14 protein-coding genes are annotated in these 14,601 nt (G+C 45.1%); 7 read left to right on the top strand and 7 right to left on the bottom strand.

Going from position 1 to position 14,601, the window contains the following annotated elements; translation table 11 throughout:
- Positions 1-27: 27 nt before the first annotated feature.
- On the bottom strand, positions 28-687 hold the full coding sequence (locus tag AB4507_RS11205) for an HAD family phosphatase (protein WP_017071658.1): 660 nt from the start codon (positions 685-687) through the stop codon (positions 28-30).
- Between the two features lie 411 nt (positions 688-1,098).
- Between AB4507_RS11205 and AB4507_RS11200 the strand changes: the two genes are divergently transcribed.
- On the top strand, positions 1,099-2,427 hold the full coding sequence (locus AB4507_RS11200) for an anaerobic C4-dicarboxylate transporter (protein ID WP_010432780.1): 1,329 nt from the start codon (positions 1,099-1,101) through the stop codon (positions 2,425-2,427).
- Between the two features lie 115 nt (positions 2,428-2,542).
- Here the strand turns inward: AB4507_RS11200 and AB4507_RS11195 are convergent, their stop codons facing one another.
- From AB4507_RS11195 to AB4507_RS11175, 5 genes are all read right to left on the bottom strand, one after another.
- Positions 2,543-2,866 carry a DUF4144 domain-containing protein gene (locus AB4507_RS11195; RefSeq protein ID WP_372182678.1) on the bottom strand — a complete coding sequence of 108 codons (324 nt, stop codon included), beginning with the start codon at positions 2,864-2,866 and terminating at the stop codon, positions 2,543-2,545.
- Between the two features lie 31 nt (positions 2,867-2,897).
- Positions 2,898-3,164, bottom strand: coding sequence for a Txe/YoeB family addiction module toxin (locus AB4507_RS11190; RefSeq protein WP_017061615.1), 267 nt, complete (start codon positions 3,162-3,164; stop codon positions 2,898-2,900).
- A complete protein-coding gene (locus AB4507_RS11185) occupies positions 3,154-3,411 on the bottom strand; it encodes a type II toxin-antitoxin system Phd/YefM family antitoxin (RefSeq protein ID WP_017061616.1) in 258 nt (85 codons plus the stop codon). The genes AB4507_RS11190 and AB4507_RS11185 overlap by 11 nt, the downstream gene beginning before the upstream one ends.
- 186 nt (positions 3,412-3,597) lie before the next feature.
- Positions 3,598-4,389, bottom strand: coding sequence for a CLCA_X family protein (locus tag AB4507_RS11180; RefSeq protein WP_017061617.1), 792 nt, complete (start codon positions 4,387-4,389; stop codon positions 3,598-3,600).
- 120 nt (positions 4,390-4,509) lie between these two features.
- Positions 4,510-5,199, bottom strand: coding sequence for a flavin reductase family protein (locus tag AB4507_RS11175; protein ID WP_017061618.1), 690 nt, complete (start codon positions 5,197-5,199; stop codon positions 4,510-4,512).
- A 233-nt stretch (positions 5,200-5,432) separates the two neighbouring features.
- On the opposite strand from AB4507_RS11175, the gene AB4507_RS11170 reads away from it, so the two are divergent.
- From AB4507_RS11170 to AB4507_RS11160, 3 genes are all read left to right on the top strand, one after another.
- On the top strand, positions 5,433-6,764 hold the full coding sequence (locus tag AB4507_RS11170; RefSeq protein WP_017064979.1) for a ferric reductase-like transmembrane domain-containing protein: 1,332 nt from the start codon (positions 5,433-5,435) through the stop codon (positions 6,762-6,764).
- A 139-nt stretch (positions 6,765-6,903) separates the two neighbouring features.
- Entirely contained in the window at positions 6,904-7,311 is a 408-nt protein-coding gene (locus AB4507_RS11165; protein ID WP_017061620.1) for a hypothetical protein, read from the top strand.
- 470 nt (positions 7,312-7,781) lie between these two features.
- Complete coding sequence (locus tag AB4507_RS11160; RefSeq protein WP_372182677.1) at positions 7,782-9,155, top strand: carbohydrate porin; 1,374 nt, start codon at positions 7,782-7,784, stop codon at positions 9,153-9,155.
- Positions 9,156-9,289: 134 nt separating this feature from the next.
- Here AB4507_RS11160 and AB4507_RS11155 read toward each other — a convergent pair whose 3' ends face one another.
- Positions 9,290-10,276 (bottom strand): LacI family DNA-binding transcriptional regulator, encoded by a 987-nt coding sequence (locus AB4507_RS11155; RefSeq protein ID WP_017061622.1) that lies wholly within the window; start codon positions 10,274-10,276, stop codon positions 9,290-9,292.
- Positions 10,277-10,510: 234 nt separating this feature from the next.
- On the opposite strand from AB4507_RS11155, the gene AB4507_RS11150 reads away from it, so the two are divergent.
- The 3 genes from AB4507_RS11150 to AB4507_RS11140 all read left to right on the top strand — a co-directional run bounded on the left by AB4507_RS11150 (position 10,511) and on the right by AB4507_RS11140 (position 14,547).
- Entirely contained in the window at positions 10,511-11,950 is a 1,440-nt protein-coding gene (locus tag AB4507_RS11150; protein ID WP_017061623.1) for a sucrose-specific PTS transporter subunit IIBC, read from the top strand.
- 195 nt (positions 11,951-12,145) lie between these two features.
- Entirely contained in the window at positions 12,146-13,105 is a 960-nt protein-coding gene (locus AB4507_RS11145; protein ID WP_372138554.1) for an aminoimidazole riboside kinase, read from the top strand.
- A complete protein-coding gene (locus AB4507_RS11140) occupies positions 13,102-14,547 on the top strand; it encodes a sucrose-6-phosphate hydrolase (protein WP_017069759.1) in 1,446 nt (481 codons plus the stop codon). Before AB4507_RS11145 ends, AB4507_RS11140 begins: the two co-directional genes overlap by 4 nt.
- Positions 14,548-14,601 lie beyond the last annotated feature (54 nt).

The following is a 14,601-nucleotide window of genomic DNA, read 5'->3' as shown; positions in this document are numbered from 1 at the left end:
ATTGGTCTTTATTTGTTGTATTGGCTTTTAAGCTGCGGCTTGTTGCAGCTGCGCCAATACATGATGCAGCGATGGGCTGATCGTGTGGCCAAGCGCTTTTACTTCTTCGCAAGGCTCAACCAAATCTGGAATTTGGAAGCTGATCATGTTCGCTGCCATTGATGCACGAATACCGTTGTTTGAGTCTTCAAACGCTAGGCAGGTTTCAGGTGCAACACCTAAGCGTTCTGCCGCTAGCAAGTAGATTTCTGGGTGAGGTTTGCCGTGAGTCACTTCGCAGCCTGTGCTTAATGAGGCGAAGTACGAATCTAGGCCAGCTAGCTCAAGCTTCTTCTTTGCGATATCAAGCTGAGTGGAGGTCGCTACCGCGATTGGAATGTCATTCGATTTTAGCCATTCAAGCAGCTCAATCACGCCATCTTTTACCGGGATTGCTTGGTTTTTAACAATTGCACTGTAGCGGGTGCGCCATTCATTATTCAGCGCTGGGTAATCTAACCCTTCACCGTAACCATTTCGAAAAATCTGTTCGATGGTTTTTGCGTTACAACCAATGATGCCTAGGTAGACATCTTGCAAAAACGGAACACCTTGCGCGTGACATGCTTCTTCAAAAACTTGCATACAAAGTCGCTCGGTGTCGAGCAGCAGCCCATCCATATCAAAAATAGCAGCTTGAAAATTCATATCCGTGGTTCTTTATGTGTTGTCATCGTGAGGGCGGGTATTTTGACATAGTGTCTAGTGATAGGCGAGTCAACGTTCAGTAAGAATATATCCAATCGGCTCGGCAATATGCTTCTGCATGACTTTAAATGTGATTGATTGTGGTTGAAATAATATCGTTCAGTTATGAGCCTTGTGTTTTATAGGCCATCCAGATCTAACAGAAACAATTATGATTATTCCACATAACAAATCTAGCTTGTGCGTCTGGCTTATTATTACATTTCATAAACTTACAGGTCGGTTTACGTGACCATAATCTTATAAAAAACAATTACCGGGAGCCTGCAATCATAGTGTGACCAAGCAATAAGTAAATGGCTGAGCTTAGGGAGAAAATAACATTAGTCCACATTTTTAGCAGGGTTGCTTATGTTGTATTTTGAGTTTCTATTTTTATTAGTCGTCCTTTATATCGGATCTCGGTATGGCGGTATTGGCTTAGGTGTTGTTTCGGGTATTGGTTTGGTTATCGAGGTGTTTGTCTTCAAGATGCCACCAACGTCTCCACCTGTCACCGTGATGCTGATCATCCTCGCCGTTGTTACTTGTGCTTCGATTCTCGAAGCGGCAGGTGGTTTGAAATACATGCTGCAAGTGGCGGAAAGGGTGCTTAGAAAGAACCCGAAACGCGTTACCCTGATAGCTCCGTTCGTGACTTACTCGATGACTTTCTTATTGGGTACTGGCCACGCGGTTTACTCCATCATGCCGATCATTGGCGATGTTGCACTGAAGAACGGTATTCGTCCTGAGCGTCCAATGGCAGCTGCGTCTGTCGCGTCTCAACTAGCTATTACCGCATCTCCAATTTCAGCCGCTGTGGTGTACTACCTCGCGCAGCTTTCTGATATTCAACATTCTATTACTCTGCTTTCCATTTTGATGGTGACGGTACCTGCAACCTTATTTGGTACGTTTTTGCTTTCTTTGTACAGCTTGAAACGCGGCAAAGAACTGAATGACGATCCTGAATATCAAGCGCGCCTAAAAGATCCTGAGTGGAAAAAGCGTATCGAAAGCACCACGGCGACGTCTTTGGATGAAGTGCTTCCAACTTCGGCTCGTAATGCGGTATTGATTTTCCTACTTTCAATTGTCGTGATTGTTATCGTGGCGATGGTGCCTGAAATCAGAACCATCGTTGACGGAGACAAGCCAATCAAGATGTCGGTGATCATCCAAATGATGATGCTCTGCTTCGGCGGTATCATCTTGCTGGCGACCAAAACTGACCCACGTGATGTGCCAAACGGCGTGGTATTCAAATCGGGTATGGTGGCGGCGATTGCTATCTTCGGTATCGCTTGGATGTCGGATACCTACTTCCAATACGCAATGCCTCAGTTCAAGTCTGGCATCGTGGAAATGGTGACTAACTACCCATGGACGTTCGCACTAGCGCTATTCATCGTATCGGTTGTGGTGAACTCACAAGCAGCAACAGCACGTATGATGCTACCGGTTGGCCTTGGCTTAGGGTTAGACCCAGCACTGCTTATCGGCTTGATGCCTGCGGTTTACGGCTACTTCTTCATCCCGAACTACCCATCAGATATCGCAACGGTGAACTTCGATGTCTCTGGCACCACCAAGATTGGTAAGTGGTACTTCAACCATTCATTCATGTCGGTGGGTTTAATCGGTGTAGTAGGCGCATGTTGCTTAGGCTACGCACTGGCACAGATTTTTATCGCTTAATGTATTAGCTTTCTTTGAGATAGCTAAGACAACAAACAAAAACAGCGCCTGAATTGGCGCTGTTTTTGTTTAATCTGTCTTGGGGATTCGCTTTGATACGAGCTCTTAAGCAGTATTAGCGAGCCTCAAAAGCCAAAGACTGAATCGCTTCTTCGATAGTTAGGAAGTGGATCTTCATTAGGCACACTTCGGCTTTCTGGAACTCGTGATTTCGAATCAGTTTGGTCACGCTCTCAACCGAATACTGGTCTGCTAGTTTAGCTAGAGACAGTTGATTTGAGCTTGATTGCAGCGAGTAGCTGTCGCCTTCAGAATCGATGAGGTAATCATCTTCGCCCAAGATCATATCTGAGCATTCCACCTGGAAATCTTGTTCTGACGCGACGTAAATAAGCTCATCATCACCGTCGAGTTTTACCAAAGATGGCCAACTGATCATTACTGCCCTTTCTATGTGCTGCTTACTGCTTTTAATAGTGGTGACGACAAGCAATTATATAAAAGTTATCGTCATCTGCTTTATACACTAATCGATTCTTGTCATCGATTCGTCTTGACCAAAAGCTAGACAGGTTGCCGACTAGTGGCTCCGGCTTTCCAATCCCTTCAAAGGGCGTTCTTTTGGCGGCTTCAATCAACTTATTTAGTTTCTTGAGCGTTTTCTTGTCTTGGGTTTGCCAGTATAGGTAATCTTCCCAAGCATTATCTGTAAATACAATCTTTCGATCATTCGTCATTATTCAATTCTCGAACGGTTGTATTTCCGGCTTCGAGTTGAGCAATAGATTCAGCCAATCTTTCAGCGTTTTTAGGCGAGCTCATTAGGTACAAGGTTTCTTGCATTGAATTAAAATGATCAAGAGACATTACCACGGCATCTTCTGAATCTCGTCTGGTTATTACCGTAACATCAGAATCGTCTACCACTCTATCGAGCACAGACTTAAGGCTATTTCTGGCCTCAGTAAAAGAAACAATATTCATCACTTATTTACCCTGTTGTTTTTGGATATGTTTAATCTTTCTATATACACAGAATAGTTAATCATTCATGAATTAACTATTCTACATGTTCCGCTTGTTGTACATGTTATATCAGAGGTTACACATGATCAACTTATGGTACATGTCATTCATTGTAAATATGCAGAGAGTTACTGACTCAAAATGCTATTTACTCAAAGATCGGCCTAATGGTGCGAAGTAACCTTGCAGGGCTTGGTATATCTGTTCTCGGTGCGCCATATCAGGATACACGGGGTACATATCAGGCTTGGTTGTGCCATCCACTAGATAAGCGTTCTTGATATCGGAACACGATTCAATCACGGATTCAAAAGCGCGCGCCATCATCTCTGTGGGTAGTGAGAAGTAACGGGCAGACATCGCTTTGTCGGCAATCACACTGCGAGCCACATAATCGTGTTTGTCCAAGTTATTGTCGCTAAGCAGTGTGGCATCAAACAGAGACATCAAACTTTCGTTTAATGGATGAGGTCGCACCGTTCTATCGTGCAACCAACAGTCGCTGGCGAACAGGATCTGCTTGCGAGGGCCAGAGGTATCGCCGATTTCAAACGCTTTCTCAGCGATATAGTGGTCAAATGCATGCCAAAACTCGTGAGCGAGCGCGCCAGCTCCGGCATTCTTCGCGAGGGCTAATTCTCGTTGGTTCGGGGCATAGTGTGCTTGTACGCCTTTTCTGCCGCCACTGCCGAACGCTAAGCCTAATGTGCCGCGAAGGCCAATCGCTTCTGGTGGCAAAGCCAAGATGTAAGCCAAGTCGGCTAGCGAATCGAATATCAGATTTGCGGCCAACTCTTTTTCTTCTTTCGTCACCCAAGCACCCACACGAATGCTGCCCATACCGAAGGTTTGTTTGATGTCCATGAATGACACCTGATCGCCATGTCGGTAGTCTGGGCCTTCGCGCGTTTTGTATTTAAAGTGAGTTAACTTCAAAAGGGTCCTTGGAAACAGACGTAAGAATCAATAGTGTGCTCAGTGAGATGCGCCTCTGTGAGATGCATCTCTTGGAATTAAAGGACGTTAGCACTTTTGATAGCAAATTGCCGAACAAAATTAGTTTAGATTGAGTTCGAAAGCTTCCCATGAAGTTGGGTTACCTTCACGAGTGAGTGGAAAGAGTGGCTGTTGTGGTTTTGCATAGCTTAATCGGTGCAGTCTTTGAGTTACGTGGTAGCTATCAAGCCCTGATACCGTGACCAAATCCAACGCTTCTAAATCAAGGTAGCCATCCGGCATCACGGCGCGTTTGGGTGCGTGAATCGTTATAACTTCACCGATCAACATTTGCGTTTGATTGCTTTCGATTGTTATCTGTTCTTTGAACGCTAACCCTATCTTTAAACTGCTCTCCAAGACGAAGGGAGCGGGGAATGTGTCGTCATAATAGGCCGTTAAGCCGACCGCGTTGAATTCTGAGACTGGTTTAGGGTAGCGAGCCGAGGTTTGATGGGCCTTTTTAACAAAGTCAGCACCAATGCTGTTAACGGTGAAGTACTTAGTTTCTAGGATGTTTTCTAGCGTATGACGTCGGCTTTTATCTGGGCGAACAATAAAACCAAGCAGCGCGGGATCAGACCCTAGGTGAATGACAGAGCTCACTATCGCAAGGTTTTCAAGCCCCTGTTTATCACAAGTACCAATTAGGTTGGCGCTTTTAAATCCAGATAGGGAGTTAACCAAACGAATGCGGTGGCGCGGGTCCATTGTTTGGATATCTTGTTTAGAAAGGGTCATGTCCTTCATATCTTCTCTTCTTCTCATTTATTGTTATCTTCGAGCATGCTCACTAACGGACTTATATGTACGAAGAATCCGCTTTTATCGATCAAAGAGCGCTTATTGGCCGTGGGCAGTTTGTCTCTTTTATCTCTGTTACAGCACAATGAACGAGATCCTTTGCATAGATTTACGTACGTTGACGTCCCTTTACATCACAGGAGCTAAAGTAATGATGTCGTCTTTATGAGTGTTAACAAATGAAAACAGTCCGCAATATCATTTGGGCAATGATTGCCACAATGTCAGCCTTTTGGTTTGCGATGGAACCGCAATTATTCGCTTCAAGCGATGTCTTTGAATGGCGCTCAGCCATGATTCAGTACTCAGGTATTTTGTCTCTGGTGTTAATGTCCATCACAATGATCTTGGCGATGCGTTTGCCTATGGTTGAGAATTGGCTGAAAGGTATGGATAAAGCATATCGAGTCCATAAATGGCTCGGTATCGGTGGTGTTGCACTGGGTGTGACACACTGGTTGTGGTACCAAATACCTAAGTCATTGGTGGTGTCTGGTGTGTTAGATAAGCCTGTTCGACACGATGGTTCAGGGCCGCAAGCTGTTTTGACTGGATGGGAGTTATGGGTCAATGAATTACGCGGTATTGCTCAGAGTATTGGCGAGTGGGGCTTCTACTTGTTGCTCATTTTACTGGTGGCGTCACTATGGGCGGCAGTGAAGTACAAACCGTTTAAATTGTCGCACCGTCTGATGTCGGTTGCGTACCTGTTTATCGCTTTCCACTCAGTAATCCTGCTTAAACGAGCGTATTGGGGAGAACCTATTTATTATCTAACTGTGGCATTTGCTTTGGCTGGGTCTATCGCAGCGATTTACAGTTTGTTGGGCTTGGTTGGGCGTCGTAATCGTCACTCAGCGACGATTATCTCGACTCGCTATTTTCCACAAGCTGAAGTGATGGAGCTGGTGTTAAAACCGGAGGCATCTTGGCAAGGTCACAAAGCTGGGCAGTTTGCGTACTTGCGTTTCGGTAATGAAGACCCGCATCCGTTTACTATTGTTTCTGGCAGTGATGATCCAGAGCTGCGCTTTTTGATCAAAGAGCTGGGTGATTTTACTAATGGCCTATATGAACGAGTGAAAGCGGGCGATGCGGTTACGGTTGAAGGACCCTATGGTCGACTTTATTTTGACCTAAGCAAGCCACAAATTTGGATTGCTGGTGGTGTCGGGATAGCGTCGTTTTTTGCAACACTTGAAGCGCTCAAAACAGAACGAGATCATCCTCGTATTCAACTGTTTTATTGTACTCGCGGTGTTGATAAGCAATTAATCGATGAGTTGTGGCACCTAGCACACGCGGTTGGTGTGAAGTTGACCGTGATAGATACCTTGCACTCACCGCGGCTAAACGCCGGAAGAATTGTCAATCAATGTGGCGACCTCAACGAGTACGAGATGTATTTCTGCGGGCCGGAGTTGTTCTCTACATCACTGAAAAAAGAATTAGACACCTATCAATTTGATATTGAAAAGCACTACCACGAAGAGCTGTTTGTGATGCGTTAAAGCCAACTATTGGAGCTGTGATTGTTAAATTAGTCAATCGGCACAGTGTAAAAAGGCGTAAAGTCACTCAATTTGTTATTGCAGCGGTTTGCTATTGAGCGATACCATATAGGGCTGTTTCTTTGGTAAAGATGTAATTATGTCAGATGAAAAACTCGCACTCGAATGGATGCGCCAACAAGCTCATAAAGTTGACCCATACGTTATCGATCCATCGTTTGATGAATGCGTTGAGTTGCTTGATCCTGCCTTCAAGAAAGGCAAGAGTGTTGCTCAACTCAAGTATCTGTTATCAGAAGCAGATCGCCGAGCGGGCGCGGCAGAACGTAAGCATGCGGCTTTAAAATACGCCAAAGAGAAAAGCCCAAATGCTGGTCAAATCTTGCGACTGCAAAGCAAGCTTCAACAAGTTCAGTTGGCGTTGAAATTGGCGACTGGCGACAACAACATGACCATCTCTCAGTTCTGTTCAGAGTATGACGTGACTAAGCGTGACGGCAATACGGCATGGAACGAAAAGCTGGTGGAGCAGGGTAAGAGAAAGTAGTCTTTTAAACGCTTTATTCTTCTATAAACTGTCACGTTAGTTAATGTCATACACTTTTCAAAAAACGACCTATTGTTATCAATGAACGCCTTTCTAAAGCCTGAAAAATCGCTTCTCAGGCTTTAATTTTTATAGCCAACCTGTTGCATTTTTTAGCGCCTTTCCTAATTCTCGTACTGGATTTTCTCTCTATTTTTCTGAGATATCTAATGTGCGCGATACACTATTTTTCGCCCATTAATCAATTTCACTTGTGACAAAGTTATCAGAATTATGCATTTTCGGTAACGTTCCCGAAATTATCGATCTATCATCCACTCAGATACAAAAGTGAAGTAATCAACACGACTGATTTCTATTTCTTCTTCGATATAGAGCTTATACATCAAAAGTATAAGCCGAAATGTGCTTACGAATTGTTTTGGGAACGTTTGCAAATAATCCAAAACAATTAACGTGAGAACATCAGAATGAAACGACACATTTTAGCGGTTGCTGTAACAATGGGGCTAGTGACTACATCGGTATTAGCAAGTGAAGACGTTGCAGCATTAGAGCAACGTATTAATGAATTAGAACAAAGGGTTGCACAAACAGAGCAGGTCTCTACCGAGGCCAATGAAAAGGCTTCTTCGTTTGAGTTTCACGGCTATGCTCGCTCTGGGTTATTGATCAACGACGACCTAAACGGCGCGACAGGTACTGGTCCTTACATGACAGCGGCGGGTGCCATTGGAGCTCCAATTGGACGTCTTGGTGTTGAAGATGATCATTACGTTGAAGCGAACTTGATTCATAAGCGATTTGCAGACGATGGCTCTAGTGCTTTGTTTCGCATCATGTTGGCCGACAGTACTGAGACAAATAACGAGTGGACTGCCAGCGAAAGCCAGTTGAATGTGCGACAAGTGTATTCAGAACTGAACCGTCTGAGCATGTTCTCTGAATCTGAAGCGTTTTCTGAAGCAACGTTTTGGGCGGGTAAACGATTTGATCGCGACAACTTTGATATTCACTTTTTCGATTCGGATATTGTCTTCTTATCAGGTACTGGTGCGGGCGTTTATGACGTTCAGATGAGCGACAACTGGAAAGCGAATTTCTCTATTTATGGCCGAGATTTTGGTGAGATTGATAGCTCGTCAACAGATGTAGAAAACTACATTGCAACCATGAATAACCGTATTGGCCAATGGCAAGTGATGTTGAGCGGTATGACCTCAGCAGACAACGATAGCCGCCTAAATGGCGCAGCTGAAAGCGGTGTACACGCAATGTTTGCGTACCATGGAGACAACTTCTTTGGTCTGAGCGAAGGCTTCTCTAAAACGGGTATGTTAGTGGGTAGTGGCCTAGGTGCAGAGCTAAAAGGCATCGGTTCAAATGGTGATCTACTGGATGACGCGAAAGCCGTTCGCCTGTTTAGCTACGGTGTCACTCGCATTGGCGACAACTGGCGCTTAGCACCTGCATTAATGGCAGAGCATAGCCAAGACCGTTTGAAGAAGAATGACGAGTTCACATGGGCTTCTTTAAACGTTCGATTAGCTCAAGAGTTCACAGAGAACTTTGAGATGGTTTACGAAGGTTCATTGCAATACATGGATTTAGACAACTCGACAGAGCAAGCGAGCGGCGGTTTCTACAAAGCGACAGTTGCACCAACACTCAAGCTTTCAACTAGCACTGGTTTCTTTGACCGACCAGAACTGCGTTTCGCTGTGAGCTATGTGGATTGGAGTGAAGACCTAAATGGTTACTCGATCAGCACTGAAGCAGATGCTGCAACGATGGGAGAGGGCGGCGAGGTTCTGTTTGCACTGCAGATGGAAACTTGGTTCTAATTGCTTGATATATCGTTTAGATAGAGAGTGTTACTCATGATGTGATAGTCGCATCACCAAATGCCAACCTTATCGTTTCAACTCGAAGGTTGGCATTTTTTATCTTGGGATAACCTGATCTCTGAAATAAATCGCTAGCAAGACTCTCGGTCAATAGTGGTGAAGGTCAACACCATCTTGCTCATTTCAAAGCCTTTTTTCTCAATACGGTCGAGTAGCAGCTTGGCTCCATTTTCTCCCGCTTTATCAAACGCATAGTTAAACGTAGACAGCGTTGGTGTGCATACTGAAGCGAGCTCATCGTCACCTACACCGAGCACCAATATATCCTTTCCTGGAACGAGCCCCGCTTCCTGAATGGCTCTGATCGCACCGATTGCGATACGGTCAGTGGCGCAGAATAGGCCGTCGAGCTTGGTGTGCTCCTTGAGATACTGCTTCGCCAGTTGGTAACCTGATTCTATCGTGAAGTCGCCACGGGCGTGAAATTGCAGTGTGAGGTCGTTAAATTGAAGCGATTGAGCGAAGCCTTCCGATCTCATCTTATCAACCGCAATATCGTCACCTTGCACACCGATGAATCCCATATGCTTACAAGCTTTCGCTATGAGGCGATTACCCGCTTCAAACCCTACGCGAGTGTCGTCGTGCACAATGCTTGGGATGTTAAACATTGACCCGTCTTGACCAACCAATACCACGGGTACGGCAGAGCTTTGAATCGCTTTGACTAATTGGTTGTCGAGGTGGGTCGCGTACAGGATGATACCTTCAACACGCCTCTGGTTAAATATCTGAATATATTCAAGTTCTTTATGGTGTGTTTGGTGTGTGCTCGCTAATAATACATGCTTGCCCGCTTGCTCTAAGACGGCGGTTAAACCATCGACACCCTGAGAGGTGGCATGGGAAGAAACCCTAGGAACAATCACGCCAACCAGGTTGGTTTTTTGGGACTTTAAGTCTTTAGCGACTTGGTTTGGGAGATAGCCACACTCTTCAACTGCTTTACGCACCTTCACCTTGGTCGCGTCTTTTACGCCATACTCATCATTGATTACTCTTGAAACCGTCGACTTGGAAACTCCAGCGAGACGAGCGACATCATGAAGACTAGCCATTATTCATTATCCAATTGTAATTTTAGTTTTGGGATTGTTTGCAAACAGAGCATCAAATTTACCTGTTATTAGGGGATTTTAACCCTGTCTTCTTATCCTAGGGAGATAATTTGAAGATCACTCTCACACTATTGAGCAGTTATCTTTGATCATTTGTTATTTCTAGGCAAAAATTTGTTTTGCAAACGTTCCCGAAAATTCAAAAGCTCAAATGATAATCCAATGGGGTATGTAATGAATTATCCAAAAATAGCAAAAGAGCTGCTTTCTCTATTAGGTGGTAAAAGTAATATCACCGCACTCGCACACTGCGCGACTCGTCTGCGTCTTGCGGTTGCAGACCAAGATAAAATTGATGAACAGGCGATTGATAACCTAGAAGGGGTTAAGGGCCAGTTTAAAGTGGCAGGTCAATATCAGATCATCTTTGGCTCAGGCATCGTAAACCAAGTTTATGCTGAGTTGGCTAAGCTGACTGAAATGACGGAAATGTCGACCAACGATGTGGCGTCTGCAGGTGCTGACAACCAAAATATCCTGCAACGCGCGGTGAAAGGCCTGTCTGATATTTTTGTACCAATCATTCCGGCGATTGTTGCTGGTGGTTTGTTGATGGGTATCTACAACCTATTGACGGCTCAAGGCTTATTCATTGATGGCAAATCTTTAATCGACGCTAATCCGGGTTTGACCGACTTAGCAAACATGATCAATACATTTGCTAATGCTCCTTTTGTGTTCTTACCTATTTTATTAGCATTTTCAGCGAGTAAGAAGTTTGGTGGTAACCCATACCTTGGCGCGGCTTTAGGTATGTTGATGGTTCACCCAGACTTGCTTAACGGCTGGGGCTTCGGTGGCGCATCAGTGTCGGGCAGCATTCCGGTTTGGAACATTTTAGGTTTCGAAATCGAGAAAGTAGGCTATCAAGGTTCAGTACTACCCGTTCTTGTTTCTGCGTTTATTCTAGCGAAAGTTGAGCTTGGGCTGCGTAAAGTTATTCCTTCGGTTCTGGATAACTTGCTAACGCCGCTATTGGCGATTTTCATAACTGGTTTGTTAACATTCACGATTGTTGGTCCATTTACTCGTGATATCGGCTTCCTGCTTGGTGACGGCCTAAATTGGTTATACAACAGTGCTGGCTTCATTGGCGGTGCGGTGTTTGGTTTGATTTATGCGCCGTTTGTTATTACTGGTATGCACCATAGCTTTATTGCTATTGAAACTCAGCTGCTTGCGGATATCGCAACGACTGGCGGTACGTTCATCTTCCCTATCGCGGCGATGTCTAACGTGTCACAAGGTGCAGCGGCACTGGCGGTTGGTTTCATGAGTAAAGATAAGAAAATGAAAGGTATCGCGATTCCTTCTGGTGTGACTGGCTTGCTTGGTATTACTGAACCTGCAATGTTCGGTGTGAACTTGAAGCTTCGCTATCCATTCATTGCTGCGGTTTGTGCCGCTGCGATTTCAAGCGCGTTTATCACGATGTTCAATGTGAAAGCACAAGCACTGGGTGCGGCGGGTATTCCTGGCATCATCTCAATATCACCAGAAAAGATTGGCTACTACGTGGTAGGTATGATTATCGCGTTCGTGACTGCCTTTGCTCTGACCGTTGTTTTAGGTCTGCGCGAGCGCAGCAAGCAAAACATTAAAGCAACAGCTTAACGTTTCTCCCTAGAAGTGAAGCCCCCCTTTTCACTTCATTTCCTAAGCTTTGGGGTGCTAGCTAGGTGATTTGGCTTAGCTAGCCTTTTTATATTTTTACATGACAGCGTGAAGTGTCACCTTGCTTTTGGTTGCTACTGCTTTCGATTGCCATCGCTTTCGGTTGTCATGATTTTCAGTTTTAAGGTAAGAAAGATGAATCAAGTTTGGGTAACTGGAGACGCCGTCGTCGACCTCATTCCGGAGACTGACGCGACATTATTGAAATGTCCGGGCGGTGCGCCTGCTAATGTCGCGGTAGCGATTTCTCGCCTTTTAGGCAAAAGCGCATTTTTTGGCCGAGTGGGTAACGATCCGTTTGGCACTTTTATGGAAGTGACTCTGCAAAAGGAAGGTGTGAATACCGAGCGTTTGGTGAAGGACCCTGAACAACGCACGTCAACCGTGGTGGTCGATCTTGATGACCAAGGCGAGCGTAGCTTTACGTTTATGGTTAAGCCAAGTGCCGACCAGTTTATGTCTGTTGAAGACATTCCCGAATTTAAGAAAAACGAGTGGCTACACGTCTGCTCGATCTCTTTGGCTAATGAACCAAGCCGAAGCAGTACCTTCGAAGCGATCCGACGTATGAAAGCCGCGGGCGGTTACATCAGCTTCGATCCAAACCTTCGTGATGAAGTGTGGCAAAACCCATCTGAAATTAAGTCTGTGGTCATGAAAGCGGTTGAATTGGCTGATGTGGTTAAATTCTCAGAAGAAGAACTGGATTTCTTAACCGATTCAACTTCGATGGAACAAGGTTTGGCTAACATTGCAGATCTTAACAACACGCTTGTTCTGGTTACGCAGGGCGCGAAAGGCGTTTGGCGAGTATTTGAAAACCAAGGTGTGTTGATTTCAGGTCGCTCAGTGACGCCAGTGGATACCACGGGTGCAGGCGATGCTTTTGTTGGCGGTTTGCTTGCAAAGCTTTCTCAAGATGATGAGTGGAACAATCAACAAGTCGTCGATTCTGCAATTCAGTGGGCGAATGTGTGTGGTGCACTGGCGACCACGCAAAAAGGCGCAATGACCGCACTTCCAACGCAAGAAGCTCTTACTCAGTTTATTCAAAAAGACTCTTCAAATACGAATGCCGTAGAGGAGAGTGTATGAGTTTGAACTCGAACTGGACAGTAGAGCAAAGATATCGCCGTATAGAAGATATTTCTCTAGAGAGTATTGATGCGATGGTAGAGCTTCGCAAACAAGACTCTGGCTATCCAAGCTACCATATTGCGCCTAAGTTTGGTCTGCTTAATGATCCGAATGGTCTGTGTTTCTTTAATGGTGAACACCACCTATTTTACCAATGGACGCCAGTTGGCCCCGTCCATGGTATGAAGTACTGGTACCACCTTTCTACCAAAGACTTCGTTCATTTCGAAGACCACGGCATTGGCTTGCACCCAGACCAAGATTACGACTCTCACGGTGTTTACTCTGGTGGTGCATTGGTTGAAAACGACAATGCATTGTTGTTTTTTACAGGTAACAAGCGCGATGGAAATTGGTTGCGAGTGCCAACTCAATGTTTTGCCAAGATGTCTGCTGACGGCAAAATAGAAAAGCACGGCGTGGTTATCGAAAACGATCACTACACCGAACATTTCCGAGACCCAAAAGTGTGGAAACAGGGCGGCGATTATCTGATGGTTGTGGGTGCTCAAACGCCTCAAAATACTGGCTCTATGGCGCTATATTGCAGCCGAGACCTGATGAATTGGCAGCACAAAGGTCCAATTCAAACTCGTTACAACAACCTTGGCTATATGTGGGAATGCCCAGATTTCTTTGAAATAGAGAATCAGTCGGTGATGCTGTTTTCTCCACAAGGTGTGTCTAGCGAAAATCCATACGATTTCAAAAATATCTACTCGGTGGCTTATATCGTCGGTGACCGCCTAAATCTCGATTCGGTAGAACTGGAAAACCACCAAGATATTGCGCAACCAGATTATGGCTTCGATTTCTATGCACCACAGACTTATCTAGATGATACAGGCCGCCGTATTCTGATTGCTTGGATTGGTCTGCCTGAGATTAATACACCATCTAATGAGTATCAGTGGGCGGGCATGTTGTCGTTACCACGCGAACTTCAAATCCAAGATGGCTATCTTGTTCAGTCTGCTTTACCTGAATTGAAAGCGCTACAGGGTGAAGCTGTGGTGGTTGAAAATGCTCTTGAATTGGATACAACCAGCTTCATGGTTGAGCTCGAAACTGATACTGACGAGTTTGAGTTTACACTTGCTAACGTTGCGGGTGATAACATCGTGTTCAGTGCTACAGAAAAGGAGTTCATGCTTGATCGCAGTAAGATGTCTCAGCTCTACGCGGAAGAGTTTGGCTCAGTGAGAAAAGCACCGAGGTTGAGCACCAAGCAAACCATCGAGGTTTATGTTGATAAGTCAGTGATCGAAATCTTTATCAATGGCGGTAAGCACACAATGACCAGCCGTTTCTTCATTGATGACTTGAGTTCATTGTCGATGACTGGTGACGTGAACACCGTTTATCACTCGATGAACCCAATTAAAGGGTTGGACAACTAACCTCCGCTTATCACCATCAAGAAAGCCGCTGATCATGAACTGACCCCCAATAGT

The organism is Vibrio sp. 10N.222.54.A3 (assembly GCF_041474095.1).
GTDB lineage: Bacteria > Pseudomonadota > Gammaproteobacteria > Enterobacterales > Vibrionaceae > Vibrio > Vibrio crassostreae_C.
The sequence above is the reverse complement of the archived record's forward strand: the minus strand, read 5'-3'. Positions and strand labels throughout refer to the sequence as shown.